The following is a 25,164-nucleotide window of genomic DNA, read 5'->3' as shown; positions in this document are numbered from 1 at the left end:
GCCCGGTCCGGTCAGCCCTGCTGCTGGACGATGTCGACGAGCCAGGTGATCCCGAAGCGGTCCGTGCACATGCCGAACACGTCGCCCCACATCTGCTTCTCCAGCGGGACGACGACCGTGCCGGTGCCCGAGAGCTTCTCCCAGTACCCCCGCAGTTCCTCGGCGTCGTCGCCGCTCACGCTCACCGAGATGGAGTTCCCCGGCGTGTACGCCGTCCCCGGCGGGTTGTCGGAACCCATGAGCGTGAACCCGCCGGTGGTCTCCAGCATGCTGTGCATGATCTTGTCCGCGGCGGCCCCGGCGGCCTCCTTCCCGCCGAAGTCGCCGAAGGTGTTCACCTCCAGGGTCCCGCCGAAGACCTCCCGGTAGAACTCCATCGCCTCCCGGGCGTTGCCGTCGAAGCTCAGATAGGGGTTGAGGCGCGAAGGCATGGCATCCCTCTTCTCGTGACACGACGTCGGTGACGGCAGGCTAGGCGACGCGGTGCCGCGGATCGGGGCGCAGCGCCGTTCGTCCCCTGGGCCGAGCGGGTGGGCTCCGGCGGTGGCGGGTGTGGTGGCCGGGGTCACGGGGGGTGGGGGCGGGAGGCTGGTGGGCGGAGGCAGAGGTGAGCGAGCGGGTCAGCCGGCGGGGTCGGGAGGTCGGGCGCGCCCCGGCCGTGGGAGGGGACCGGGTGGCCGGTGACGCGGGTGTGCTGGGGACCGCACTCGCCGTGGTGCTGGCGTTCTCGCTGGCCGAGGGCTCGTGGCAGTGGTTCTCCACCTATCTCGGTGTCACCCTGCTCGCGGTGGTGCTGTCCTTCGGAACCGTACCGCTGCCCGATCCGGCCCGCCCGCTCACCTACGTCTGGCGCCTGACGGCGTACGCGCTCGTGGTGGGCCTGTGCGTGGCGCTGGCCCTGGCGCCGGCGCTCCAGCGCTGGGACTGGCTGTTTCCCATGTCGGGCACCCGGCTCAGCTGCGTGGAGTCGGGCCGTTACGGGAGCCTGCGGGCGCAGGCCGGTCTCGGGGAACTGACGGGCGGTGACGCCGCCGCGCTGGCGTACGCGCAGCAGGTCCAGCGCGACCAGGCCGTCGACGAGTGCCTGGCGGCGACGACCACGCGCTGGCTGCCGGTGTACGCGTTGGGCGCGGCCGTGCTGGTGGGGGCGGGCGCGTGGTCATGGGGGCGGTCCCGGGCGCGGAGGACCCTACCCGGGCCCGCCTGACCCCGCGCAGCCGAGCCGGCTCAGTCCTTCGCCGGAGAAGGTCAGCCCGCCGCCGGACAGCGGGCGGCGTGCCGGTGCGGGGGCCGACGGCTCCTCCGACGGCGGCGGGAGGAACAGGGCGCGGTCGACCGTCGGCACCGGACGGCGGCCGGGGGTGATCGGCCGGTCGACGGAGGACGCGGAGAACGCGGGCAGGCCCAGTGGGCGGCGATCTTCATTCACGTCCCGCAGTATGACGGCCCGCCAGGCCCGCGCACACCTCGATTCCGGTGACCGTGCCCGGCCGCCCACCGTTCGTTCCCCCGGTCCGGTGCCCGGCGGTGGCCCCGCCGGGCACCGGACGAGGTGTCAGGACGCCGGCGCCGGCTTCTCCGGGTCCAGCGCGTTGCCGGCGGGGATGCGCCCGCAGTCGGACGGGGCGGGGCGGCCGGCGAACCGGTCGTTGATCCAGCCGAGGGCCAGGGGCGCCCAGACGACGGGCACGCCGAAGTGGCTGAGCGGGTCGAACTGCTGGTACGCGATGGCGCCGTTGCCGGTGGCGCAGTACCGCCGGGCGAGCGCCCGGACGTCGCCGGCGACCATGACCCCGTCGCCGGTCCCGATGCCCGGGTGGTGGCTGAAGGTCCCCTCCAGCACTCCCCCGTTGCCCTGGGCGACGTACCCGGGGATGGTCGGGGTGGGGGCGGAGCCGAGGTTGACCCTGTTCACCGCGTCGAGGAAAGCGGGCACCGAGTTGGGGTCGGCGTACTGGGGCTTCGCCAGCTTCTTCCAGGTCAGCCCGGGGTAGTGGCCCAGGGCGTCGATGATCGACCCGCGCTGCAGCTCCTGGTACACCGTCAGGCCGTACTCGTTCAGGTAGGGCTTGAGGTCGATGCCGAAGGACCGCGAGACCCCGATGATCGCCATCGGGATGACGCCGCTCCACACCAGGGAGCCGTCGACGTACCTGAGGTTGTGCGCCGGGTCCACCAGCAGGCCGCCCTCGGCGAAGCCGACCAGCTTGGCGTTGACCTCGGGGGCGTAGCTCGGTGCGAGGGCGGCGGCCCAGTTGGTGGCGATGGCGCCGCCGGAGTAGCCCATCAGGGCGAAGGAGGTGTCGGCGTTCATGCCGGTCTCGGCGGATCCGGTCGCGGCGCGGATCGAGTCCAGCGTGTTGGTGGCGTACTCCGGGCCGGCCGCGAAGTCGGCGGTCTGCCCCTCGGTGTCCGGGATGACCAGGTTGTAGCCCTGGAGCAGCAGCGGCGCCAGGAAGAGGGCTTCGACGTTCGGGATGAGGCCGCCCAGGCTGAGGTCGCCGGCGATGGCTCTGGACGGGCCGTCCTCGGGGTCGAGGGAGTCGTAGAACGACTGGTAGGACACCGCCTTGCTGCCGTCGCCGGTCAGGCTGCGCACCACGGTGGTGACGTTGGCGGCCGGACGTCCCTGGGCGTCGGTGGTGCGGTAGAGCAGCTGGACCGCCGTCACCGGGGTGGGCAGGCCCACCAGGTGGTACGGCAGGGTCCGGGTGTTCAGCACGGTCCCGGGCGCGTACGAGGCCAGCGGACGGCTGCCGGTGTAGCGGTAGAACGGGTCGCTCGCGGTGGCGGCCGTGACGGTCGGGGCCGGGGCGGCCGTGGCCGCGGTGGCGGGGGCTGCGGTGGCCGCCAGCGCGGCGACGACGGCGACGGCCAGGAGCCGGGAGGTGTGGGTGCGCACGGACAAGGCGGTCCTCCGGTGCGTGGGGGTGTGGGGGGTGCCCGTACGGGTGGGGTGCCCGTACGGGTGGGGTGCACGGGCGGGTGGGGGTGGGACGGTACGGGTGGGGTGGGACGGTGCGGGTGGGTGCGGGGGTCCGATGGACGGGGTGGGCTGGGTGGGTGGGGGCGTGCACGTCTGGCGGTCCATCGGCGAGAGTGTTACCAACGGGTAAGTAACGTCCCGGAAACCATGATGACCGCGCCGGGCCGGTCCACATCCGGACCGGAGGACAGAGATTCGCGAGGTGGATTGTGACCGTGTCCAACACGGCGGACCGCGGCTCGACGCCGCACTTCGGCGGCATACCGGTGCACCAGCGGCTCCTGGCCGCCGCGGCGGTCCTGGCGCCCGCGGTGACGGCACGGCTCGTCGAGCAGCTCCCCGCGTACGGGGAACTCCCCTCGGAACAGCTCCGCGGCGAGGTCACCAAGGAGGTGGACCGCGGCATCCGGGCCTTCATCGAGGTGCTGCGCCTCGGCGAGCTGCCGGGGCCGGACGAACTGGCGAGGATCCGGGAGTCCTCGGCGCGGCGCGCGGACGAGGGCGTGCCGCTGGAGGCCGTGGTCGGGGCCTACCACTTCGGGGCGGAGGAGTGCGCGGCCCGGGTCCTGGCGGCCGCCGAACCGGGTGACCTGCCGGACGTGCTGCTGGTCCAGCACCGCCTGCTCGGCTACCTCCGGCTGGTGAGCAGCGCGGTGGCGGCCGGGTACGTCCAGGAGCGGCAGACCGCGCTGGGCGACGAGCAGGTCGCCCGGCAGTCGCTGCTGTCCAGACTGCTGGAGGGCGGCGACCCGCAGGCCGCGGCCGACCGCGCCGGCATCCTGCTCCCGCCCTGCTACCTGGTCCTGGGCATCGCCATCGGGCCGCACCCGGACGAGCTGCTGCCCGGGGTGAACCACGCGGTCGCCACCCGCCGCAAGCTGCGCCGCCTGCGCCACGAGGTGCAGCGCCAGACGACCGGGGTCGCGCTGTCCGCGCTGTCCGGGGACGGCGGGCTGGTGCTGCTCCCCTCCGCGGCGGCGGCCGCCGACTTCGGCGGCCCGGACCGGGAACGGCTCGCCCGGCTGGTCGAGCACCTGGGCCGGATGTGCGGCGCCGACCTGCTGGTGGCGGCGGCCGCCGCCGCACCGGACGGCGTCGCGGACGCCGCCCGACTGGTCGGCGAGGTACGGGAGGTGGCGGAGGCCTCCGGCCGGGGCCCGGGGCTGTACCTGCTCGACGACGTCCTGCTGGAGTACCAGCTGAGCCGCCCGAGCCCGGCCAGGGACGGACTCGCCGCGCTGCTCGGCCCGCTGACCCGCCGCCCGGAGCTGCTCGACACCCTGCGCACCTTCCTCGCCTCCGGCCTCGACCGGCGCCTGGCCGCCGCCCGGCTCCAGGTCCACCCCAACACGGTGGACTACCGCCTGCGCAGAGCCTCGGAGCTCAGCGGCCTGGACGCGTCCCGCGGCGCCGACCAGCTGACCCTGCGCGCCGCCCTGGCCGCCCACGACGCGGCCCGCCGCGGCGGTCCCGCCCCTGCCTGACCCTCACCGGCGGAGGCTCCCTCAGCCGAGGACGGCGGGTGATTCGGCGTCCTCGGCGAGGATCCGGGCTCGAAACCGCCCGCGCCGACGGCCGACTGAACCGAGGAAACACGGCGCCCGCTGTGCGGGAAGTCGAACGGTCGTGACTTCCCGCGCAGCGGGCTCGTTCGGGGGTGAGCTCCGGTCAGCTCGGGGAGCCGGACCAGGTGACGCCCTTGCGCTGCAGCCCGGAGCCGTGGTCCAACTCGACGGTGAACGGGGCGGCGGCGTCGTTCGGCAGGGCGTACGCGGACTGCGCGGTGGCCTCCTTGCCCGGGGCGAGGGAGCCGGGGAGGGACGTCCGCCGTCCGCTGCCGTCGAACAGCTCGAAGACCAGGGCCCCCTTGGCGTCCTTGACGAACAGCAGCCCCGACCCGTAGAGCGAGATGTCCTGCGACCCGGTGTTCACCACGGTGACCTTCAGCTGGATGATCGTGGCGTTCTTCGGGGCCTCGAACACGGTCTCCTTCGGGACGTACGGCTCCGGCGCGGCCAGGGTGACCTTCAGTCCGTCCTCATACGTGTAGGACTGACCGATCGCCAGGCGCCGGGCCTTCTCGTCCGCCGCCCGCCTCCGCTGCTCTTCCTCGACCCGCTCCTTCTCCTTCGCCACCCGCTCCTCACTGCGGATGCGGGCGGCCTTCTCCTCGGCCCGGCGCTCCTCGTTGACCGCGTGCACGCGCGTCGCGACGACCGCCCCGGTGCCCACGGAGACCAGCAGGCCCGCGATGCCGAGGATCACGCCCGAGAGCGCCATCGCCTTGTTGGTCGCCTGGCCCTTGCGGACGTAACCCAGCCCGACGGCACCGAAGATCACGGCCAGCAGGGCGGGTATCCAGGACATCCAGAACAGGATGATGGTCAGGCTGAGGACGGTGCCGACGATCCCGAGCACCATGGCCGCGACGCCCAGGCCGTTGCGGGGCTGCGGCGCGGCCATCGGGTACGGCGGCCAGTACGGCACACCCGGCACACCCTGGACCGGGCCCGAGGCGGGAGGGGTGGCCTGAGCCTGGGCGGCCGCGGGGGCCGCCGCCTGACCCGGCGCCTCGCCCCGGTCCGCGGCCTGATCCGGGACCGGCGGTGCCCACGGGTTGGCCTCGGCCGCCTCCCCGGCGGACTTCGGGCTGTCGGGCGGGGCGGGAGTGGTCATACGGAATCCTTCGAGCAGGTACAGACGGTGAGCGGCTGGTCGGCCTCGACGCCGAAGTCTGTCCTGATCCCCCGGCGACAGCGACCCGATTTTCCCGCCGAACAGTCACCAGTCCGGCCGGACCCGCACGTCGGTTCCCCGAACGGAACCCCCGACACCTTCGGCGAATGATCAACATACAGGCGACCGGCCCCGGCCCCGACACCGCACCCCGCGGCCGAACCGGCCCCGCTGCCGAGTCCACCTGATCCACGGGTCTGACACCGGGTCGTCACGTTCAGCCGGCACGATCGACCCCCGGCCGATCCCGGGTTCGCACCGTAGCCGTCAGCCGGCCGCCAGGATCTCCACTCCGTGCACGGCGAGTTGCTCGACGACCAGGTGGCCGGGGTCGGCATCGGTGATCACTCCGCTGACGTCCTCCCGGACAGGACGCGGACGACCGCCGCCCCGGCCGGCCCCGCTCCGGGGCACCCGGTCCTGCCATCGTCCCGCGTGCACGGTCCGCGCAGTCCGCAGGATCAGCGCCGCAGTCCGGCCCGCTCCGCCACCGCTTCGGCGAATCGCCCGAGCGCCTCGGGGTCGGACTGAAGGAACAGGTTCGGTTCGATCAGCTCCAGCTCCAGGACCACCGGCTCGCCGAGGTTGTCCAGCACCAGGTCCACCCGCGCGAACAGCGGTGCGCCGGGCGGCGGGACCGCTGCCAGCGCTGCCGACGCGGTACGGATCTCCGCCTCGGTCGGCCGGTACGGCGCGACGCCGAGATGCGGCACCCGGTCGTTATCGATCACACCCGGTTCGGTCAGCAGGGCATCCTTGCGGATCGCGTGGCTGAAGGCACCGCCGAGGAAGATCAGAGCCCGCTCCCCCTCGGCCACCCGGGGCAGGTACGGCTGGACCATCACGCCGCGGCCCTGGTCCAGCAGCATCCGCGCATGCCGGGCGGCATCCGCCTGCCGGCCGGGTTCGTAGCGCGCGGTGTCCACCGCGCCCGCGGAGATCGCGGGCTTGACCACCACACCGTCCGCCCCGTCGAACTCCGCGGGGGTCAGGGGTGTCCCGGGCTCCAGGAACCGGGTCGGCACGACGGCGACCCCCTGCCGGGCGAGTTCCCGCAGGTAGCGCTTGTCGCTGTTCCAGCGGACCACGGGCGCGGGATTCCACAGCCGGGTGACGCCCGCCGTCGTGTCGGCCCAGGTCAGGAACGCGTCGAGCCGTTCCACGTAGTCCCAGGTCGACCGGATGACCAACAGGTCGAACCGCTCCCAGGTCGCCGGGGCCGTGTCCCACACCACCGGCTCCGCCGCCAGGCCGCGGGCCCGCAGGGCGTCCACGATCAGCGGGAGGTCCACGTCGTACGCGACGCCGGCCTCACTGGTCACGACCGCGACCGTGGCGGCACCACGCATGCGACTCTCCTCCGAACCCGTCCCCGGCCAGCGTCGCTACCGTAACCCGCGCCCCAGGAGGGTTCACCGGAGCGCGTCGGGGGATCACTCACCAGAGGATCCGACGGACCCGGCCGGGCAGCCGAACAGGCACCGGGACGGGACGCCGACTGCCGCGCGGGGAGGCCAGCGTGAGTCTTGTGGGCTGGATACTGGTGATCGCCCTGGCCGCCGCGGGCACGGTCGGCTGGCGGCTCTACCGCTACCCGGGAGGCTGGCGGTACGCGTTCGCACGGGAACACACCGCCGCGCGCCGCGACCTCGACGCCGCACGGGGTGCGCTGCGCGGCCTGGAGCGGTCCGCCAAGCGCGAGTTGTCCGGCGCGCGGGCCGCCGTCGAGGCGGCGACCGCCGCCCACCGCCGCCGGGTCCGGGCCGCCGAGGAGCACCTCGCCCACCTGCGCGATCCGGGTCGCGGCGGACTCCGGGACGAACTCCCCGGCCTCTCGCTCTACGAGCACGTCCTCGCCGTGAAGTCCGACGACTGGCAGGGCGACCTCCCCCTGGACCGGATCGCGGTCCGCTCCGACCACACCGCGAAGGCCGGCCACATCTACCTGATCGCCCCGGACGGACACCAGCACCTGCTGACCTACCCCACCGAGACGACCGACGAGGAGTCCGTCCGCGCGTTCGTCGTCGACGTCCACAACGCCATCGCCCAGGCCAAGGCCTTCCAGCGCGACCGGCCCGCGCGCATCCGCCGGGCCGAGGCCGACCTGCTCCGCGTCCGGGACGACACCGCGGTACGCGAGCAGGCCGAACTCCACCTCGACGAGGTCACCGCCCGCCAGAACGCCGACCCTCGGATCCCGAAGGCCCGCCGCAGCCTCGACGCCGCCCACGACCGCTGGGAGAACCTCACCGGACACCGCCCCACCTGACCGGCCCACCGGCTCCGCCGGCCGGGTGGGCGCCGTGGTTGGGGTTGATGTACTCCCAGATCTCCTTGGAGCCCAGCTTGATGAAGTCCTCGGACGGTTCCATGAAGGGCACCGCGTTCAGCGTCATGGTGCCGAAGAGCACGTGCCGGTAGAGGACGAACTCCCGGCGGCGGGTGTGCACGTCCACCGGGATCGGGGGGACGGCCGGCAGGGCGGGTTCGGTGTCCGGCGTGGTCGGGTCCCCGCCTCCGGGCAGCGGCTTGGTGACCCGGAACTGCATCATCTCGGTGATCTCCGGCCCGCCGCCCCCGGGGAGGTGCACGGGTGCGTTGTAGTTCGCCAGCGTGATGTCGGTGCCCATCGGCATCCCGCTGAAGCCGACGAGCAGGTCGTACCGCTCGGCGGGCGAGATCAGGCAGTTGAGCATGCGCAGCGGGGCGCGGAGGCCGGAGTCCGTTCCGCCGCCTCGTGTGACGTCACAGGGGTACCGGGGTGGTGCGGGGCTTGTCGGAGCACGCCGGTCCGGTCCGGGAAAAGCCACTCGCCCGGCCGATCCCGGCGGGGGTTCGACGGACATCGGAAGGCCTTATGATCGGATTTTTCCGAGGAATTCCCGCCTGGATGTCACCGGCGCGGATCCGGTGGGCGGGTCGGCCGTCCCGCGTAGCCCGAATGCCCGAACCCCGGCCGAAACCCGCCCCCCATCAGTGTGAACATCTCATCAACCACGGGAATCCGACAATAGGTTGAATACGACCCATTGTCTCGTTCGGCGATCGAGCGAACACCCGAGGAGTGCACATGACGGCAGAACCGACCGCGGTCACGGGCGGCGTGGCCATGACCCTGGCCACCATCGCGGCGACCGGGGCGACCCCGCGCCCGTCCGGGGAGACCCTGTCGGCGCAGCGGCAGCGCATCGCCGCCGGCATCACCCGGCAGCTCGCCGACCGCTCCCTGGCGACCAAGGGCACCTGGGAGCTGGTCTGGCTCGCGCTGAGCCCGGACAACGCGAACATGGCGTACATCGCCGAGGACACCTCCGGCTCGAACGAGTTCGCCGTGGTCGTCCGCGGGACGGTCTCCAGCGCGATCGACACCATGGAGGACCTCGACGTCGGCACGGTGGTCCCGTTCACCGCCGGCGGGGCGGCGCCGGTCTCCGTCTCCAAGGGAGCCATGGCGGCGTTCACCCAGGTCGCCGGCATGACCGACGAGTCCTCCGGGACCACCCTCGTCCAGGCGCTCACCCGCCTCCTCTCGGACGCGCCCCCGAGCCCGACGGTCAACGTGGTCGGCCACAGCCTGGGCGGCTGCATCGCCACCGTCCTCGCGCTCTACCTGCAGGCCCTGCCGTGGAACGGCATCGCGCCGCAGTTCGGCGTGGTCACCTTCGCCGCCCCGACCGCCGGCCTCCAGGACTTCGCCACGCTCTTCGACTCGGTGAAGTGGAGCGTGAGCGAGGGGTACGTCAACGACTACGACATGGTGCCGCTGGCCTGGGCCGGCCTCGCCACCGCCAAGCAGTGGTACCCCGCCGTGCACGGGCCGGTGGCGCCGGCCGTCGTCAAGGACGTCCTGATCCCGGAACTGGAGGCGCTGCCCGGGCCCAACACCTACGTCCAGCCGGACAACGCCGTCCCGCTGAACCCGCACTACGACACCTTCGACCCCGCGGTGGTCAGGAGCTCGGTCGGGGACTTCCTGGCCCAGGTCGCCTTCCAGCACGCCAACCCCACCTACCTGGCGCTGCTGACGGCGCCGCCCGTGCCGTCCGGACCGGTGGTGACCTCCCTCAGCCAGAACGTCGGTGCCGCGGGTACCCGGATCACCGTCGCCGGCAGCGGCTTCGGCCCGGACTGCGTGGTCGACTTCGGCCCCTTCGCGTGTGCGAGCCCCGAGGCCGTCGGCGCCACCCAGCTCACCGTGACCGTGCCCGCAGGGGTCGGGGTGGTCGACGTCCGGGTCACCGGGAACCTCGGCACCTCCCCGGCCGTCCCGTTCGCGCAGTTCGCCTACGGCGGGCCGGAGCCGGTGGTGGTCACGGCCGTCTCCCCGAACTCCGGCAGGTCGGGGGCCCCGGTCACCATCACCGGCACCGGCTTCGCCACCAAGCCCACCGTGTACTTCGGGAAAAGCCCCGCGACCGTCACCTCCGCCTCCGAGACCCGGATCACCGTGACGGCGCCGCCCTCGGGCTCGCCGTTCGGCAAGACCGTCGACATCAGGGTCCTCTCCAACGGCTACCTCTCCCCCGCCGGCCCCGCCGACGAGTTCACCTACACCGGCTGACGCCGGGGCTACGGCTGGGGCTGCTCCCGGGGCTACGGCTACGGCTGGGGCTCCGACCGGGGCTGCTCCGCCGTGACGAGGTAGTAGTCGAGGATCCCCCGCCGGTACGCCTGCAGGAAGTTCCGCGGCCAGGTGTCCGGGGCCCACCACCGGCTCAGCCACAGGTCCCAGCCGGGCCAGACGTGCCGGCCGATCGACGCGGCGCGTGCCCCGGTGAGCCCGGCCGCGGTGAGGGCGTCCGTGAGCTCCCGTACCGGACGGGCGATGTCCAGGCCGTTCGCGAAGGTCTCCAGGAGGCCCGCGAGTTCGCCGGGCCGGCCGGGCGCGTCGTCGACGGTGAAGAAGCTGGCGACGACCACCCGGCCGCCCGGCCGCAGGACCCTCGACGTCTCCGCCGCGAAGGCCTGGAGATCCGGGAAGTGCTGGGCGGCCTCCACGCTGACCACGGCGTCGAACGCGTCCTCGGCGAGCGGGATGCGCTCGGCGGCGCCGTGGACGAACCGCAGCCGCTCCGGCTCCCGGCGCAGCAGGTCGCGGTGGGTGTCGCGGGCCCGCCGGAGCTGGTCGGGGTGGATGTCCAGGCCGGTGACCGCGGCGCCGGCGCACTCCTCCAGGGCGAGGGCGCACCCCATGCCGGTCCCGCAGCCCACCTCCAGGATCCGCGCCTCCACCGGCGCCCCGGCGGCCGCCAGGACCTGCCGGTAGAGGTCCTCCTGGCTGCGGATCCGGTCGCGCTCGTCCAGCGGCCGGCCGAGGTCGATCGCCTGCCAGTGGCCGAAGTTGATGAACCCTCCGGCGAACACCCGGTCCCGGCTCAGATCGGCCGGGCCGTACGTCTCACGGACGGAGGGACGCATGGCGGGGCCCGCCTGCCGAGTACCGTCTGCCACCGTGCCACACCTTCCGGAGAGTGACCGTCACCCTGTGCGACGCCCCTTCCCCGGGCAGTCCCGCGGTATGCGCCGCACGACCTGACAACGCCGCCCCGCGCCTCCGGTGACGGCCCGGGCGTCAGGATCACCCGGGCCGCTGCCGTCGGCGCCCTCCGGCTCCCGCTCCCGGCCGCACGAGGCGGCCCGGAGCGAGGCCGCCGCCGAGGCCGAGCGGGTCCGCGCCGAGGCCCTCGCTACCCGCCCTCCTCGACGCCGGTGATCCCGGGGGCGACGAACCGGCGGTGGAGCGGGGTCATGGCGGTCCGGGGGGCGCCGGGGATCCCCGCCTTGTCGATCGCCGGGGCGAGCCGCTCGGCCATGAACGCCTCGAATGCCTCCGGGGAGTCCCACACGTCGGTCACGTGCAGGCCCTGGGCGTCGAACCAGGCCACTGGACCTGTCCCCCGGCGGCCGGGACCTGCTCCCAGTCCACCGCGGCCCGCACCTTCCGTACTACCCGGTGTGGTCGATCCCCATGATGGCCATCGACCTGCTCATCATCTGGGCGTTGAGCAGGTTCCAGGCCGGCCGTCCGGGGTGACGTGCTTGGCTTGCGGTGACGCAGGCCGGGGATCCGGCGTGGTTGATCAGCTCGTGACCGTCGAGGACCAGCCGTCGCCGGTGCCCCGGCATGTGCCCCGGGTCGGACCGGGGCAGCTGATTCGGCCGTCCGTCACCGTGTCGCACCCGGCGATCACGGGTGGCGCGACGCATGGTGGAGCGCATGAACGCGAATGACACGTGGCCGTACTACGAGGGCCCGGCGATCGTCGTCCTGGACGACGGCTCCGAAATCCAGGTCAATGCCGTGGTCTATGACGTCGAGCTCCCCGGGCTCCTCCGGATGTGGGGCGCCGGCCTGGACCAGATGGCCGGCGGCCCGGCGCTCGAACCCGTGAAGCTGGCCGGGGAGGGCGCGCTGAGCGTCCACGGGGTCCACGGGCGGTTCCACGTGCACACCTTCGACCACGCCACGGGACGCCTGACCGTCACCGGGGTCGGCGAACCGCCCGACTGGCCGCGGCCCCGCGACCTGCCGCAGTAGGCCGGACCGGCCAGTTCCGGGAACGGTCGTCGGGACCGCGGAGTCACTCGAACGGCCCGATTCCCCGGGTGTCACGGGGGTAGGCCAAGGCCCGTCCTTCCCCACCCCTACCACTCCTCCCCGGACGGAGATCCCGTGCCCGAGAAGAACAGCCCCTACCAGGCCGGCACCCCCTGTTGGATCGACCTGATGGTCCCGGACCAGCAGGCCGCGCTCGACTTCTACCGCGACCTCTTCGGCTGGCAGGGCGAGGTCGGTCCGCCCGAGACCGGCGGCTACGCCGTCTGCGCGCTCAAGGGCCGGCCCGTCGCCGGGATCATGGCCGCCATGAACCCGGACGGTTCCATTCCCGACCCGATGCCCCCGGCGGTCTGGACGACGTACCTGGCCACGGACAGCGTCGACGACGCCCTCACCAAGGCCGGCGACGCCGGCGGCAAGGCGGTCATTCCGGCCGTCGACGTGATGGACCTCGGCCGGATGGCGGTCGTGACCGATCCGCAGGGCGCGGTGTTCGGGCTGTGGGAGGCCCGGTCCTTCCCCGGCGCCGGGATCGTCAACGAGCCCGGCGCGCTGATCTGGAACGAGCTGAGCACCACCGACCCGCAGGCCGCCGGCCGCTTCTACGCGGCCGCGCTGCCGATGACGGCCACCCCGTCCACGATGGAGGGCGCCGAGGGCTACACCGAGTTCCAGGTCCAGGGCCGCACCGTCGGCGGCATGATGACCCTGGAGAAGGCCCCGCCCGGGACTCCCCCGCACTGGATGGCGTACTTCGCCGTGGACGACGTCGACAGCACGGTCGACGCGGCGGTCCGGTCCGGCGCCAACGTGCTCGCCCCGCCGTTCGACATGGTCGCGGGCCGGATGGCCGTCCTGGCCGACCCGCAGGGCGCGGTGTTCTCGGTGATCGCCGGGCAGGCGGGGGCACAGCCCGCCTGACGCGGTGACGCGACCGCCGCCGGGGTGCGGGTGCTCCCCGCATCCCGGCGGTTCGGGGGTCTGCCACGGAGCCGTGGCGGCCCGCGTGCTGAGCGGCCTCACGGTGGCCGACCTGCCGCCGGGGTGGCACGACAGGTTCGGCATGCGTCCGACCCGCTCGGCCGCCGCACTGTCCTGGGCACTGCACCGCGGCATGCGGCACGTGACCACCCGGCTCCCGATCACTTTCGCCACCGCCACCGTTCCGCCACCACCGACGCCACCGACGGGCGGCCGGGTCCGCGCCGTGCGCCGGCCCGCCCGGCGGCGCGGGCGCGCCGGGTCCGCGTCGCCACTCCCGCCGGGCCCGTCTGGAGGCCTTCTTCCACCAGGTCCTGGACCAGACCGGTGACGGGCGGTCGACTCGGCCGACCTCCAGGCCGTGGTCCACAACGTCTGCTGGCAGCTGGAGATCCCCACCGAGCAGGAGGACGTGCTCTACGCCGCGTTCGAGACCTGGTGGGGGCACCTCTGCTCGGCCGTGGACGCCGACGGCGACGGCGCCGTGGACTGCGCCGAGTTCGTGGCCGCGGTGCTCGGCGGCCTGGACCGCGACCCGGCCTACCTGGACCAGGGTCTGGGGCCCGCGGTGCGTGCCCTGTTCAGGGCCGCCGACACCGACGGCAGTGGCCATCTGTGCGCGGACGAGTACCGCGTCCTGTTCGACGGATCCCGGGTCCACCCGGCCGAACTCAACGACGGCTTCCGGCAGTTGGACGCCGATGGCGACGGCCGGATCAGCGAGGAGGAGTTCGTCACCGCGTTCGCCGACTTCCTCACCGCCCGGACGGACTCCGCCACCGGCGCGGCACTCCTCGGCCGCCCCTGACCTGCGGGGCGCTGCCCGCCCTGCGCCCCTGCGCCCCGGGTGTCACCCGGCGGCCGGCGGTGTGCCGTCGTGGAGCCGGCTCTCCAGGGCGCGGACCTCCGCCAGGCCGGGGCGTACAACTGCGGTATCTCCGCGACTAGTTCGTTCAGCAGGCCGACCGCCTCGGCGGCGGCACAGATATTGACGTTTCGTCATATCCTGCCCGCGGGAGCGACCGGCCATGTCCGGCGCGGAACCCGATTCCGGCGAGGCTCGACCACCGGAGCCCCCGTAGGAACGTCCGATTATCGACGGTAGTGGGAACACGTACTGATGCCCCGTCAGTTTGTCTCCACGGGGTCGGACACGGCCCCGCTCGCGCCGCCCGCCGCAGGACGGGGCGGCGCGCAGGCCGGCCCCGGAACGTCCAGCCGGCTCATATCACCAGGAGACACCGTGCGCATACTTTTCACCGGCCCGGCTTCGCCGAGCCACCTGTTCCCGATGGTGCCCACCGCCCAGGCGCTGCGGGCGGCGGGACACGAGGTCCTGTTCGCCACGCCGCAACCGGTGGCGCAGCTCGGGGTGGCCGGGTTCCCGATGGTCGAGATCGGCTACGAGGAGGCCCTGCAGGAGGCGTTCGAGGCGGTCAGCGGGGAGGGAGGGATGACCTACGCCAAGCCCGACATGACGCAGGAGCAGATCCTCGACCTGGCCGGCGCCGCCTTCGCGCACGCCTCGCGGTCGACCGTCGACGACCTGCTGGAGACCGCCCGGGGCTGGGGGGCCGACCTCCTGGTCCACGATTCCTGTCTCGCCTCGGCGCAGTTGGTCGCCGCCAAGCTGGAGATCCCGGCGGCGTTGCAGAACTTCGGCTTCACCTCCGGACTGGACATGGCCGCGCGGCTCGCCGACCACTTCACCGACGTCTACGAGCAGCACGGCGTGGCCGCCCCGGCCAAGACCACCCCGCTGAACATCGTCCCGGAGTCCCTCGGCGGCGATCCGGGCGGGCTGCGGATGCGGTACGTCCCGTACAACGGCGGTGGCGTGGTCCCGACCGGCCTGCTGGGTCGGGGGGAGCGGCCGCGGGTCGCGGTCACCCTGGGGACGGTGATCACCCGGATCGACGGTCTCCAGGCGATCACCCGGCTGATCGAGGCGGCCGCGGGGGTCGACGCCGAGTTCCTGCTCGCCGTGGGTGACGCGGATCTCACCCCGCTCGGCACCCTTCCGGCCAATGTCCGGCCGCTGCCGTGGGTGCCGCTCGCCGAGCTGCTGCGCGTCTGCGACGCGACGGTCCACCACGGCGGCTCCGGCAGCACCCTCACCGCCCTGCAGGCCGGCATCCCCCAGCTGCTCCTCCCGCAGGGCGCCGACAACTTCGTCGTCGCCGGGATCCTCGCCTCCACCGGCGCCGCGCTGCGCAGCGCCTCCGAGGACGTCGACACGGAGCTGCTCGCCCGGCTCGTCACCGACCCGGACCTCCGGGCGGCCGCCGCCCGCCTCCGGGCCGAGAACGACGCGCTCCCCACGCCCGCCGCCGTGGTCCCCGACATCGAGGCCCTGGTCACCGCCCCTCGCTGACCCGACCCTTTCAGGCCGGCAAGGCCGCTCAGGCGCCGCAGGGTGACATCCTGCGGCGCCGCCCGGGACCTGCGGGGTCAGCGAACGGGGACGCGGATCTCGCAGGTGCCGGGCGAGCAGGCTCGGCCGCTGCCGGTCCAGGACGGGACGGCCGGCGTTGAGAGCGAGGCCCTGGGCTGACCTGCGGGTCAGACCGCCCTCGCCGGGCACGTTCCCGTGTCGAGGAGATGTTGGGCGGTGGCGATGACCCCCTCCGCCAGGCCGCTCGCGTGGGTGGACCCGTCGATCGCCGTCGCCAGCTCGACCATCGGTTGCAGGGCGGCGGGGTAGCCGAGTTCGGCTGCGGCTTCCTGCCAGATCAGCCGGGCGCCGTCCAGTGGATCGACCTCACGCTCCACGATCCGCCGTGCCCACCAACCGGCTGCGGCCCAGCGCGCCGTGCGGAGGTCCTCGGGGAGCAGCGGCAGCAGGTCCAGTTCCTCCAGCACGCGGTCGAACAGCTCCGGGGCCTCGCCGTACTCCCTGCGGCCCAGGCCCGCCAGCAGGCGAAGTGACGGGGCGTCGACGCCGGCCAGGAGGGCGTCCAGGCCCAACCGGGCGAGCCGCTCGCCCGAGGGCCGTTGCCAGAGGGCCAGGGCCCGATCCGCGGCGGCCATCCGGATCAGACTCATCGCCACGACCGCGTCCACGTCGTACCTCGCCTTCAACCGGGCCCCCTTGCGAGGATGTCATACCACCGCTCCGCACCCTGCCGACGCCGTCGAGCCCTTCCCCGGCGGGGAAGGGCTCGACGGCGGTGGGTCAGGCGCGGGTCTCGTCCTGCGGGGTGTCGGGGATCCAGGAGCCGTGGATGCCGGCGGTCACCCGGCGGGGCAGGTGGACGGTGGCGACCTGGTCGAGGCCGGAGGCGTCGAGGACGAGGAGCTGGGAGGCGTCCTGCTTGAGGTCGGAGACCACGGTGAGCAGGTAGCCGTCGTCCTCGCGGGTGGCTCCGGCGGCGGGGACGAACACGGCCTCGCTGGGCAGCCGGGCGTCGCCGATCTGGTGGATGCGGCGGGCGCCGGTGGTGCGGTCGTACTTGACGACGCCGTAGCCGCCGAAGCCCTTCTCGTCGGGGAAGGAGATGGCGTACTGGAAGCGGTTCTCGCGGCCCAGGTACTCCTCGTTGAGGGTCGGGAACTCCACCGCCAGGTCGTCGATGATCTGCTCGTCGACGGTACCGGCGGCCGGGTCGATGACCCAGCGGCGGGTGAAGGAGTAGGCGTTGGGCTCGCTGCCGCGGTCCGGGGCGCCGACCCACCAGTTCCAGGAGAGCTCGAAGCCCCGGCGGTCCACGGTCGGGCCCTCCAGGACGATCCGGCCCCGGCCGTCCTCGTAGGCGTTGGAGACGTGCAGCATGTTGCCCGGCTCGATGGAGAACCAGCGGATCTGCCGGGCGCCGTCCTCGCCGCGGGGCATCACGCCGATCCGGGAGGGCTGCTGGTCGCTCCAGCCGTACGGGATGCCGGAGTGCTCGGTGGGGTCGAAGGTGACGTTGCCCTCGATGAAGACCACGTGGCGGCGGGTGATGGCGAAGTCGTGCTTGAGGGAGGCGGTCGCCCCCGGGATCTCGGCGCTGTGGACGAGGACGCCCTTGGCGTCGGCGACGTGGTACATCAGGTACGGCGGGAAGGGCGAGGACCCGAAGAAGTGGAGCTCGCCGGTGACCGGGTCCTCCTTGGGGTGCGCGGTCATCGCGCTGCGCAGCTTGCCGTCGAAGTCGTGGGCGCCGACCGTCTCCAGCTCGGGGGTGAGCTCGAAGGGGAGGTTCGCCTCGCACAGGGCGAGCAGGCGGCCGCCGTGCTCGATGATGTGGGTGCCGGCGACGCTGGCGGTCAGGTCCGGGCCCTTCTCGGTCATGTACGGGGCGCCGTCGTCCAGGGCGGGGGTGTGCACCCAGCGGTTGCGGTACCACTCGGCACGGCCCTCGCGGAGCCGGATGCCGTGGACCATGCCGCTGCCCTTGAACCAGTGGGTGGGGGTGACGCCGGGCTTGGGGTTGTGCCCGTTGCGGAGCAGGCGGCCGGTCAGCTCGGGGGGCAGGGTGCCCTCGACGGTGAGCTCGGTGGCGGTGATCTCGTCGGCGACGGGGGCGTAGTGGCCGGTCAGGAAGGGCGGCTTGGCGGTCATGGCGGGTCTCTCTCTTGTTCGGTGGTGATGCATCAACGGGGAGACGTCGGTGGGCCGGGGCGAGCGGATCCGGCTCAGCGGGCCTGTTCGGCCTGCCGCTTGAGCTGGGTGAGCCAGTTCACGAGGGAGTCGAGGAGGGCCTGGCCGAGCTGGTCGGCGGCGGCCTCGACGGGGGCTCCGCTCCAGGACTCCTCGGTGTGGACGGTGACCTGGTCGCCGGTCTGCTCGAAGGTCCAGACGTGGATGCCGGTGATGCCGGCGGTGGGGCCTCCCCAAGCGATCCGCTCGCCGGGGACCAGGTCCTGGATGGTGGAGGTGATGTCCAGGCCGTGGGTGTGCCAGCGGAAGGAACTGCCGGGCGCCAGGGGGCCGTCGAACTCGACCTTCTCGATGTCCGGGTGCCAGGTGGGCCAGGCGGCGATGTCGGTGTGCAGCTGCCAGACCGTGGCGAGCGGCGCGTCGATCACGGTGCTCAGGCGGACCACGGCGGGGGCGTTCTCGTCGATGGTGAGCATGGCGGTACTTCCTTCCGGGGAGGGGGAGTTATGGCGGGTCGGGTTCAGCGGGTCCGGGAGATCTGCGGGGCCTGCGCCGCCTGCCGGGTCTCGTGGCCGGGCGCCCGGTCGGGGTCCGGGCCGGCGGCCGTGGCCCGCGGTCCGCTGTGGCGGGCGAGGAGCAGGGCGAGCAGCGCCGTGGCGGTGAGGACGGCGGCGGAGACCGCGAAGGCGGTCCGGAAGCCGGCGGTGAGGGCCTCCGCCGGCGCGGCGTGGACCGCCGTTCGGGCGGTGACGGAGCCGGCGAGGGTGGCCAGGGCGGCGAGGCCGATGGCACCACCGACCTGGCGGGTGGTGTTGACCAGCGCGCCGGCCAGGCCGGCGTCCTGGGGCGGGAGGCCGTCCACGGCGAAGGCGGTGAGCTGGACGAAGGCGACGCTCAGGCCGGTGCCGACCAGGAGGCTCGGTCCGAGGATGTCGACGAGGTAGCTGCCGTCGGCGCGGATCAGGGAGAGCCCCAGCATGCCTGCGGCCTCGGTGAGCAGGGCGGCGGTGACGGTGGCGGTGGGACCGATCCGCCGGGAGAGCCGGGGGGCGAGGGTGGATCCGAGCATCACGGCGGCGGCGAGCGGGAGTTGACCGGCTCCGGTGGCCAGCGGACCGGCGCCGAGGACCTGCTGCTGGTAGAGCGGCAGGAAGACGAACAGGGCGATCCACACGGAGCCGAGCAGGGCCATCAGCAGGTTGCCGGCGGCCACCCGGCCGGTGCCGAGCAGGCGGGGCGGCACCAGGGCGTCGGGGCGGCGGCGTTCGATCGCGGCGAAGGCGGCGAGCAGGACGGCACAGGCGCCGAGGGCGCCCAGCACCGTGCCGTCCGTCCAGCCGGAGCTGCGGGCGGTGGTCAGGCCCCAGACCAGGCAGGTCAGGGCGAGGGTGACGGTGGCGGTGCCCGGCAGGTCGAACCCCCCGGCCGCGCGGCCGTCCGTGCGGGGGACGAGGACGGCCACGGCGGCCAGGACCAGGGCGGTTCCGAGGGTCACGGCGTGGAAGATCCACGGCCAGCCCCAGGCCTGGGTGAGCGCTCCGCCGAGCAGGACGCCGCCCGCTCCGCCCGCTCCGGAGACCGCGCCCCACACGCCGAGGGCCTTGCCGCGTCCGGGTCCCGAGGGGTACTGGGCCATCGCCAGGGCGAGCGCGGCGGGGGCGATGGCGGCGGCGCCGAGGCCCTGGGCGGCGCGGGCGGCGATCAGCAGGCCCGGGGTGGTGGCGAGGCCCGCCGCCAGCGAGGAGGCCGCGAAGAGGGCGAGGCCGGCGATCAGCACCCGGCGGCGGCCGAGCAGGTCGGCGGCCCGTCCGCCGGCCAGGAGCAGCGCCCCGAACGCCAGGCCGTAGGCGTTGACCACCCAGGTGGTGGCGCCGTCCGTGAGGCCCACGCCGGTACGGATCTGCGGCAGCGCGACGTTCACGATCGAGGTGGCGAGCATGACGGTGAACTGCGCCGCGGCGAGCACCGTGAGGACGGCCGCCGGACGGGGAGCGGGTGGTTCCTGCCCCGGCTGTCTGCGTGGGAGGTTCATGGCGCACAGCCTGCTGCGCACCGGTGTCCACTCTCCAGGCCCGGCAGGGGTGGGCACTGTCCACTCCTGTCCGGGCCTGTCCACTTCCCGGGGCCGCCCTGTCCACTTCCCGAGGGCGACGGGGTCAGCGGGGGCCGTGCAACTCCTGCTGCCAGAGCGCCTCGCAGAGCAGGTCCATGCCCTGGCGCAGGTGGCGGCGGTAGGTGCCGTACGGCAGGCTCAGGCGGCGGGCGGCGGCCTCCTGGGTGGGTGCGCCGGAGAAGTAGCCCGCGGTGAGGGCCTCGCGGGCGCGTTCGCCGCGCGGGTCGCGGGCGAGGTCGTCGACGCTGCGGCGGAGCAGGGTGCGCAGTTCCTCGACGGGGTCGGTGAGGTCGGCGGCCAGGCGGGCGCGCATCAGGGCGCAGACGGCGAAGGTCCCCGGGTCGCGCCAGTGCGCCAGGGCCTCGCGGACGGCCTGGTCGAAGGCGGTGCGGGAGAAGCCCGACGGGCCGGACGGGGCGGGGACGGCGGTGGACGCGATGAAGTGGCGCAGCCAGGACTCGACGGGCACCTGGCGCCAGTCGACGCCGAACACGCCGTAGGTGTGGTCGCCGACCCGGGGGCGGGCGCCGGTGTCGAGGAGGCTGCCCTTGACGCGGGCGGCCCAGGCCTCGGCGTCCCGCCAGGCGGCGAAGCCGTAGGCGCGGCCGCGGGCGCGGGCGGACTCGGCCTGGGCGCGGGAGCTGCTGAGGTCGATGACGCGGGAGGGGACCTGGTACCGCTCGGGGTAGACGGTGAAGCGGCTGACGCCGATGTGCTCGCCGGGGCGTACCGGGTCGGTGGCGTCGGTGTAGGCCCAGGCGGCCGCGACCACGGGGTCGGTGGCCAGGTCCTCGGGGTCGGGCGGGGCGGGCAGGGCGAGGCGGGCCGTGAAGGCGACGATCCGGCCGGTGGAGACCAGCCGGTAGACGCTGAAGGCCTGCGGCTGGCGCTCGGCCCAGTAGCGGACGATCTCCGCGGATGCGGGGCCCTCCGTCTCGGTGGCCATGCCGAGCAGGACGGGCAGGTCGTCCGGGTGCAGGGGCCGGTCGTGCACCTCCTCCTCGCGGGACCGGGTGCTGCGGGTGCGGGCGACCATCTCGCCGTCGCGGAAGAGGTGGAAGAGTTCGTCGGTGACGGTCCAGACCTGTTCCTCGGGGGCCTCGCGCAGCAGGCGCAGGTACTCCTCGGCCAGGCGCTGGCGCATCGTCAGGAAGCCGTTGGGGGCCCGCCATCGCAGGTCGGCGGCCAGGGTCTCGCGGGCGGCGTCGTGCGGGTGGAGGCCGCGGTGGGTGGCCTCCATGAAGGGGAGGTCCCGCAGCCAGCCGAACAGCAGGTGCGCGTCCTGGTCGGGCAGGAGGGCGGCGAGGAGTTCCTCGGAGGTGGAGTACGCCTGGGCGGCGACCTCCAGGGCGCGGCGGTGGGCGGCGGTCGGCACCTCGCCGATCAGGCCGACCAGCAGGGTGCGCAGGGTGTCGGCGGAGGGGGCCCAGAGGTCGTCGCCGTTCCAGGTGGCGGCCCCGGCGGCGGCGAGGGAGAGGGCCAGCGGGTTGCCCCCGGCGAAGCGCAGGACGCGTTCCCGCAGTCCGGGCAGGACCCGGGCGGCGGCGAGCAGGCTGCGGGCCTGTTCTTCGGAGAACGGGCCGAGTTCGGTGACGTCCAGCAGTCCGGCCCAGGCGGGGTCGGCGGTCCACTGCGGCTGCGGGGCGAGCCGTCCGGCCAGGACCACCAGGGCGTCGTCCGCGGCGCGCGGCAGGAAGCGCTGCCACAGCCAGCTCTCCAGCCACTGGCAGTGCTCGAAGGAGTCGAGGATCATGACCGTGCCGGGGACGTCGAGGAAGGCCGCGGCGGCGCGTTCGAAGTCGGCGGGGTCGCGGCTGACGAAGCGTCCGTCCAGTTCGACGAGTGGACGCCCGGACGCTCGGGCGCGGTCGGCGAGGCAGCGCAGCAGGGCCGACTTGCCGATGCCGCCCGGTCCGAGGACGTAGAACGCGAACGGTGCGCCGGGGTCGCCGTCCAGGGCCTGCCCGAAGCGGGCGAGTTGCTCCTCGCGGCCGATGAAGGCCCGCTTCCTGGTCCTGCTCAGTCGCTCTCCGACGGAGGCCACGGCGGCTCCCTCCCGTGTTCCGGCCCGGACGTCCCGCCCGGGATTGCCCACCGGGCCCCGCCGGTCCGGCCGGGCCTCGGGGTGGGGACGCACCGGCCCCGCCGTCGCCGCCGCCCAGGCTGCCGTTCGCGCCACCCGCCGGCCAGATTCAAACACCCGTCCGGCGCATTCTCCGAACCGAGGAGACAGAAGCCCCACCGCCGCCGTTCTCCGGCCGAAACGGGGGAGGACGGCGGAGATCGGATATCGCGGGCACCCCGAAAAGCGGTTGGACTGCACGGTAGTTCGAGTGGGAAGCTCGGTCGCTTCCTGATCCCCGATCACCTCCCGGAGTCCTCCTTGCGCCTGCGCCAGTCCGCCGCCCTCACCGTCGCAGCGGCGACGTCCGTCCTCGTGTTCCCGGCGGTCTCGGTCGCCGCCGACACCCCCGGCGGCACGCTGTACGTGAACCGGACCTCGGCCGCGTGCGCGGACGCGGGCGGCGGATCCGAGGCGCGCCCGTTCTGCACGATCTCCGCCGCCGCCGCGGTCGTCCTCCCCGGGCAGACCGTGGAGGTGGCAGCCGGATCGGGCACCTACCAGGAGACGGTGAGGATCACCCGCTCCGGTACGCCCGAGCAGCCGATCACCTTCCTCGGTGTGACCTTCGACCGTCCCCAGGCCGGCCGGCCCGTGGTGCTCCAGCCCTCGTCCGGTGCCGGTTCCTTCGTCCTGGCGGAGGTGCACGACGTGGTGGTCCGGGGCTTCGACGTGCAGGGGACCCGGACGGCCGGCTCCGCTCCGGCCGTGGCGGTCTCGAACTCCTCCCGCGTGACGCTCGACCAGAACCGGTACTACGGCACGATCGACCCGAGCGTGCGGACCTCCGGCGCCAACGGGCAACTCACCGTGAGCCGGAGCCGGTTCAGCTCGGCGGGCGGTCTGGTCGTCGGTGCGGGCGCCCATGACGTGCTGATCACCGGGAACGACTTCGACCGGTCCCGGACCGCCGCGGTCACCGTCACGGACGCGCCGAACACGGCGGTGACCTCCAACACCATCGCCTTCTCCTGCCTGGAGAGCGTGCGGATCGACGGCGCCTCGCCGGGCGCGGTGGTCGAGAACAACGTGATCACCGCCGAGCACACGGACGACACCACCGTCACCCCCGCTCCCGCGTGCGCCACCGACCCCAGGTTCAAGGGGGAGGCGGAGATCGTGGTCTCCGCCGGGTCCGTGAGCGGCTCGAAGGTGGACTACAACCTCGTCCACCCCTGGTCGGACGGCTCCGGGTACGCCTGGGGCGGGACGGCCTACCGGACGGCCGCCGCGTTCAAGGAGGCGACCGGGCAGGCCGGTCACGACGTCGACGTCCGACTCTCCTTCAACCCCATCGTGAACATCGACCACAACCGGCTGCCGGAGACGGCGACCGCGGCCATCGACTCGGCCGACCCGAGCGCGCCGGGCCTCGACCGCGACCTGCTCGGCGTGAAGCCGGGCGACGACCCGAAGGTCCCCAACACCGCGCCGAACGGCGGGATCCGCGACCGCGGCGCGTACGAGGTCCACGGCCAGCGCTCGCTCGGCCTGACGGTGACCGCCGACGTCCCCTCCCTCCAGGGGCCGACCCCGTTCACGGTCAAGGCCACCGCCGCGCCGGTGAACGCCTGGGGCGTCGACCAGGTCAACTACCGCTTCTCGTTCGGCGACGGCACCCGGATCGACTCCCCCGAGCCGACCGTCACCCACACCTACACCAAGGCCGGCACCTACTTCGTCTCCTGCCTGGCGACCGACGCCCAGGGCGCGAAGATGTTCTCGGAGTACAAGCAGGTCCTGGTCCGTGACCCGGCCGACCTCACCGCCGACCTCACCTACCGGCTCGGCGACTCCCTGGACCTCACGGTCACGCCGAGCGCCTCCTCGCCGTGGGTGATCACGGGCCGGCAGGTGGACTTCGGTGACGGCACGAAGCTGTCCCAGCCCGCGGCCGACGGGACGTTCAAGCACCAGTACGGCGCCCCCGGCAGCTACCAGGTCGCCCTGACCACCACCGACGAGGGCGGGCGCAGCGTGGTCACCCGCCGGACCGTCGACGTGCCCGGCGCCGCGTACACGGCGGCGCTCGCCCCCGGGGACCGGGTGCAGCTGTTCGGCGGCCGGACCGGCTCCCCGTCCTCCCTGATCAACGCCGGCGCCAACTACACCCGGGGGGTGTGGAGTCCGTTCCTCCCGGTGTCGCCGCAGGGCGCCCCGATCGAGGGCAAGGGCGTCGCCGCGACGGCCTCGGTGACGACCGCGGACCAGTACCTGCGGGCGTTCGTCCTGGTGGACGGGAAGGTCTACAGCGCGGACCGCAACCTCGGCCCGGCCTCGGGCGGGGTGGCGCAGGGACAGTGGCTGCCGTGGTCGGAGGTGACGGGCGCGGCCCGCGCCGGCGACCTGCCGGGCATCACGCAGCTGACGGCGGCGGCGATCGGCAACCGGGTGCACCTGGTCGCGGTCGCCGACGGCCGGGTGTACGAGGCGTCCGGTGAGCGTTCGACGGGGACGTGGTCCGCGTGGGGCGACGTGACGGCGGTGCTGGGCTTCCCGGCCGGTGTGACCTCGGTGGCGGCCGCCTCGACCGGCAATGTGCTGCACGTGGCGATGCTCGGTGCGGACGGCCGCGTCCGGGTCGGCGACGGCGACTACGACCGGGGCCGGTGGAGCGGCGGGGACCTGACCGCGGCCATCGGCGTGCCGACCAACGCTCCGCTGGCGCCGATCACCCAGCTCGCGGCGGCCACCACGCCGGGGTCGAAGTTCCACGTCGTCGCGCAGGTGCCCGGCGAGATCTACGAGGCGGTCGCCGACTACGCCGCCGGGCGCTGGAGCGGCTGGGGCAACATCTCGCGGGAGACCGGAACCGGGCTGTACAACACCCGGCAGATCGCGGTCGCGGCCACCGGCAACACCCTGCGGGTCTTCGGCGTCGACCGGTTCAGCAACGCCGTGTACACCGCGGACGGCGACTACACCGCCGGCCGGTGGAGCCGCAGCGCCCAGGTCAACGTCCCCGGCGCCGCAGGACCGCTGTCGCCGTTCGATCCCGACGCGGACGTGGTCTCCCTCTCCGCCGCCGGTCTCTGACCGACCGTCCACGCCGCCGCCGCTGTGACCCGCCGGGGTCGCGGCG

25 protein-coding genes are annotated in these 25,164 nt (G+C 73.8%); 10 read left to right on the top strand and 15 right to left on the bottom strand.

Translation table 11 applies throughout. The features are described from left to right. Positions 1 to 11: 11 nt before the first annotated feature. Positions 12 to 431: a VOC family protein gene (locus ABWK59_RS34250; protein WP_354644569.1), complete on the bottom strand. Its 420-nt coding sequence runs from the start codon at positions 429 to 431 to the stop codon at positions 12 to 14. Between the two features lie 242 nt (positions 432 to 673). Between ABWK59_RS34250 and ABWK59_RS34245 the strand changes: the two genes are divergently transcribed. Beyond that, positions 674 to 1,207, top strand: a complete 534-nt coding sequence (locus tag ABWK59_RS34245; RefSeq protein WP_354644568.1) for a hypothetical protein — start codon at positions 674 to 676, stop codon at positions 1,205 to 1,207. Here ABWK59_RS34245 and ABWK59_RS34240 read toward each other — a convergent pair. Both ABWK59_RS34240 and ABWK59_RS34235 read right to left on the bottom strand, forming a co-directional pair. Beyond that, positions 1,190 to 1,429, bottom strand: a complete 240-nt coding sequence (locus ABWK59_RS34240; protein ID WP_354644567.1) for a hypothetical protein — start codon at positions 1,427 to 1,429, stop codon at positions 1,190 to 1,192. The two genes, ABWK59_RS34245 and ABWK59_RS34240, sit on opposite strands and share 18 nt — an antisense overlap. Positions 1,430 to 1,555: 126 nt before the next feature. Further along, a complete protein-coding gene (locus ABWK59_RS34235; protein ID WP_354644566.1) occupies positions 1,556 to 2,902 on the bottom strand; it encodes a lipase family protein in 1,347 nt (448 codons plus the stop codon). A 299-nt stretch (positions 2,903 to 3,201) separates the two neighbouring features. On the opposite strand from ABWK59_RS34235, the gene ABWK59_RS34230 reads away from it, so the two are divergent. Continuing rightward, entirely contained in the window at positions 3,202 to 4,470 is a 1,269-nt protein-coding gene (locus ABWK59_RS34230; RefSeq protein ID WP_354644565.1) for a PucR family transcriptional regulator, read from the top strand. 184 nt (positions 4,471 to 4,654) lie between these two features. On the opposite strand, the gene ABWK59_RS34225 is transcribed toward ABWK59_RS34230, so the two are convergent. The 3 genes from ABWK59_RS34225 to ABWK59_RS34215 form a co-directional block, all read right to left on the bottom strand. Then, positions 4,655 to 5,662 (bottom strand): DUF4190 domain-containing protein, encoded by a 1,008-nt coding sequence (locus ABWK59_RS34225; protein WP_354644564.1) that lies wholly within the window; start codon positions 5,660 to 5,662, stop codon positions 4,655 to 4,657. A 327-nt stretch (positions 5,663 to 5,989) separates the two neighbouring features. Next, positions 5,990 to 6,163: a hypothetical protein gene (locus ABWK59_RS34220; RefSeq protein ID WP_354644563.1), complete on the bottom strand. Its 174-nt coding sequence runs from the start codon at positions 6,161 to 6,163 to the stop codon at positions 5,990 to 5,992. A 20-nt stretch (positions 6,164 to 6,183) separates the two neighbouring features. Continuing rightward, the gene (locus tag ABWK59_RS34215; protein WP_354644562.1) at positions 6,184 to 7,071 is read right to left on the bottom strand and encodes an ATP-grasp domain-containing protein; all 888 of its coding nucleotides are present in this window, start codon (positions 7,069 to 7,071) and stop codon (positions 6,184 to 6,186) included. A gap of 170 nt (positions 7,072 to 7,241) precedes the next feature. Here ABWK59_RS34215 and ABWK59_RS34210 point away from each other — a divergent pair, with 170 nt between their 5' ends. Continuing rightward, entirely contained in the window at positions 7,242 to 7,994 is a 753-nt protein-coding gene (locus tag ABWK59_RS34210) for a hypothetical protein (RefSeq protein WP_354644561.1), read from the top strand. Here the strand turns inward: ABWK59_RS34210 and ABWK59_RS34205 are convergent. After that, the gene (locus ABWK59_RS34205) at positions 7,972 to 8,421 is read right to left on the bottom strand and encodes a hypothetical protein (RefSeq protein WP_354644560.1); all 450 of its coding nucleotides are present in this window, start codon (positions 8,419 to 8,421) and stop codon (positions 7,972 to 7,974) included. The two genes, ABWK59_RS34210 and ABWK59_RS34205, sit on opposite strands and share 23 nt — an antisense overlap. 374 nt (positions 8,422 to 8,795) lie before the next feature. Here ABWK59_RS34205 and ABWK59_RS34200 point away from each other — a divergent pair, with 374 nt between their 5' ends. After that, positions 8,796 to 10,286 (top strand): IPT/TIG domain-containing protein, encoded by a 1,491-nt coding sequence (locus tag ABWK59_RS34200; RefSeq protein ID WP_354644559.1) that lies wholly within the window; start codon positions 8,796 to 8,798, stop codon positions 10,284 to 10,286. Between the two features lie 38 nt (positions 10,287 to 10,324). On the opposite strand, the gene ABWK59_RS34195 is transcribed toward ABWK59_RS34200, so the two are convergent. Continuing rightward, on the bottom strand, positions 10,325 to 11,176 hold the full coding sequence (locus ABWK59_RS34195; protein WP_354644558.1) for a class I SAM-dependent methyltransferase: 852 nt from the start codon (positions 11,174 to 11,176) through the stop codon (positions 10,325 to 10,327). Positions 11,177 to 11,412: 236 nt separating this feature from the next. Further along, on the bottom strand, positions 11,413 to 11,610 hold the full coding sequence (locus ABWK59_RS34190; RefSeq protein ID WP_354644557.1) for a hypothetical protein: 198 nt from the start codon (positions 11,608 to 11,610) through the stop codon (positions 11,413 to 11,415). Between ABWK59_RS34190 and ABWK59_RS36670 the strand changes: the two genes are divergently transcribed. Beyond that, positions 11,550 to 11,759 carry a DUF7144 family membrane protein gene (locus tag ABWK59_RS36670; RefSeq protein ID WP_420492892.1) on the top strand — a complete coding sequence of 70 codons (210 nt, stop codon included), beginning with the start codon at positions 11,550 to 11,552 and terminating at the stop codon, positions 11,757 to 11,759. The genes ABWK59_RS34190 and ABWK59_RS36670 overlap by 61 nt on opposite strands. Here ABWK59_RS36670 and ABWK59_RS34185 read toward each other — a convergent pair. Continuing rightward, positions 11,672 to 11,851, bottom strand: coding sequence for a hypothetical protein (locus tag ABWK59_RS34185; RefSeq protein ID WP_354644556.1), 180 nt, complete (start codon positions 11,849 to 11,851; stop codon positions 11,672 to 11,674). The genes ABWK59_RS36670 and ABWK59_RS34185 overlap by 88 nt on opposite strands. A 91-nt stretch (positions 11,852 to 11,942) precedes the next feature. On the opposite strand from ABWK59_RS34185, the gene ABWK59_RS34180 reads away from it, so the two are divergent. The 4 genes from ABWK59_RS34180 (at position 11,943) to ABWK59_RS34165 (ending at position 15,639) form a co-directional block, all read left to right on the top strand. After that, entirely contained in the window at positions 11,943 to 12,263 is a 321-nt protein-coding gene (locus ABWK59_RS34180) for a hypothetical protein (RefSeq protein ID WP_354644555.1), read from the top strand. Positions 12,264 to 12,398: 135 nt separating this feature from the next. Beyond that, entirely contained in the window at positions 12,399 to 13,205 is an 807-nt protein-coding gene (locus ABWK59_RS34175) for a VOC family protein (protein WP_354644554.1), read from the top strand. 421 nt (positions 13,206 to 13,626) lie between these two features. Next, complete coding sequence (locus ABWK59_RS34170) at positions 13,627 to 14,073, top strand: EF-hand domain-containing protein (protein WP_354644553.1); 447 nt, start codon at positions 13,627 to 13,629, stop codon at positions 14,071 to 14,073. A 435-nt stretch (positions 14,074 to 14,508) separates the two neighbouring features. Next, the gene (locus tag ABWK59_RS34165) at positions 14,509 to 15,639 is read left to right on the top strand and encodes a nucleotide disphospho-sugar-binding domain-containing protein (RefSeq protein ID WP_354644552.1); all 1,131 of its coding nucleotides are present in this window, start codon (positions 14,509 to 14,511) and stop codon (positions 15,637 to 15,639) included. Positions 15,640 to 15,827: 188 nt separating this feature from the next. On the opposite strand, the gene ABWK59_RS34160 is transcribed toward ABWK59_RS34165, so the two are convergent. The 5 genes from ABWK59_RS34160 to ABWK59_RS34140 form a co-directional block, all read right to left on the bottom strand. Further along, complete coding sequence (locus ABWK59_RS34160) at positions 15,828 to 16,346, bottom strand: hypothetical protein (protein ID WP_354644551.1); 519 nt, start codon at positions 16,344 to 16,346, stop codon at positions 15,828 to 15,830. A gap of 94 nt (positions 16,347 to 16,440) precedes the next feature. After that, positions 16,441 to 17,808, bottom strand: a complete 1,368-nt coding sequence (locus ABWK59_RS34155; RefSeq protein ID WP_354644550.1) for a carotenoid oxygenase family protein — start codon at positions 17,806 to 17,808, stop codon at positions 16,441 to 16,443. A 74-nt stretch (positions 17,809 to 17,882) separates the two neighbouring features. After that, positions 17,883 to 18,323 (bottom strand): SRPBCC family protein, encoded by a 441-nt coding sequence (locus tag ABWK59_RS34150; protein ID WP_354644549.1) that lies wholly within the window; start codon positions 18,321 to 18,323, stop codon positions 17,883 to 17,885. A gap of 44 nt (positions 18,324 to 18,367) precedes the next feature. Beyond that, positions 18,368 to 19,879: an MFS transporter gene (locus ABWK59_RS34145; RefSeq protein WP_354644548.1), complete on the bottom strand. Its 1,512-nt coding sequence runs from the start codon at positions 19,877 to 19,879 to the stop codon at positions 18,368 to 18,370. Positions 19,880 to 20,003: 124 nt separating this feature from the next. Beyond that, the gene (locus ABWK59_RS34140) at positions 20,004 to 22,004 is read right to left on the bottom strand and encodes an ATP-binding protein (protein WP_354644547.1); all 2,001 of its coding nucleotides are present in this window, start codon (positions 22,002 to 22,004) and stop codon (positions 20,004 to 20,006) included. A gap of 339 nt (positions 22,005 to 22,343) precedes the next feature. Between ABWK59_RS34140 and ABWK59_RS34135 the strand changes: the two genes are divergently transcribed. Beyond that, a complete protein-coding gene (locus ABWK59_RS34135; RefSeq protein WP_354644546.1) occupies positions 22,344 to 25,118 on the top strand; it encodes a PKD domain-containing protein in 2,775 nt (924 codons plus the stop codon). Positions 25,119 to 25,164 lie beyond the last annotated feature (46 nt).

Source organism: Kitasatospora sp. HUAS MG31 (assembly GCF_040571325.1).
GTDB lineage: Bacteria > Actinomycetota > Actinomycetes > Streptomycetales > Streptomycetaceae > Kitasatospora > Kitasatospora camelliae.
The sequence above is the reverse complement of the archived record's forward strand: the minus strand, read 5'-3'. Positions and strand labels throughout refer to the sequence as shown.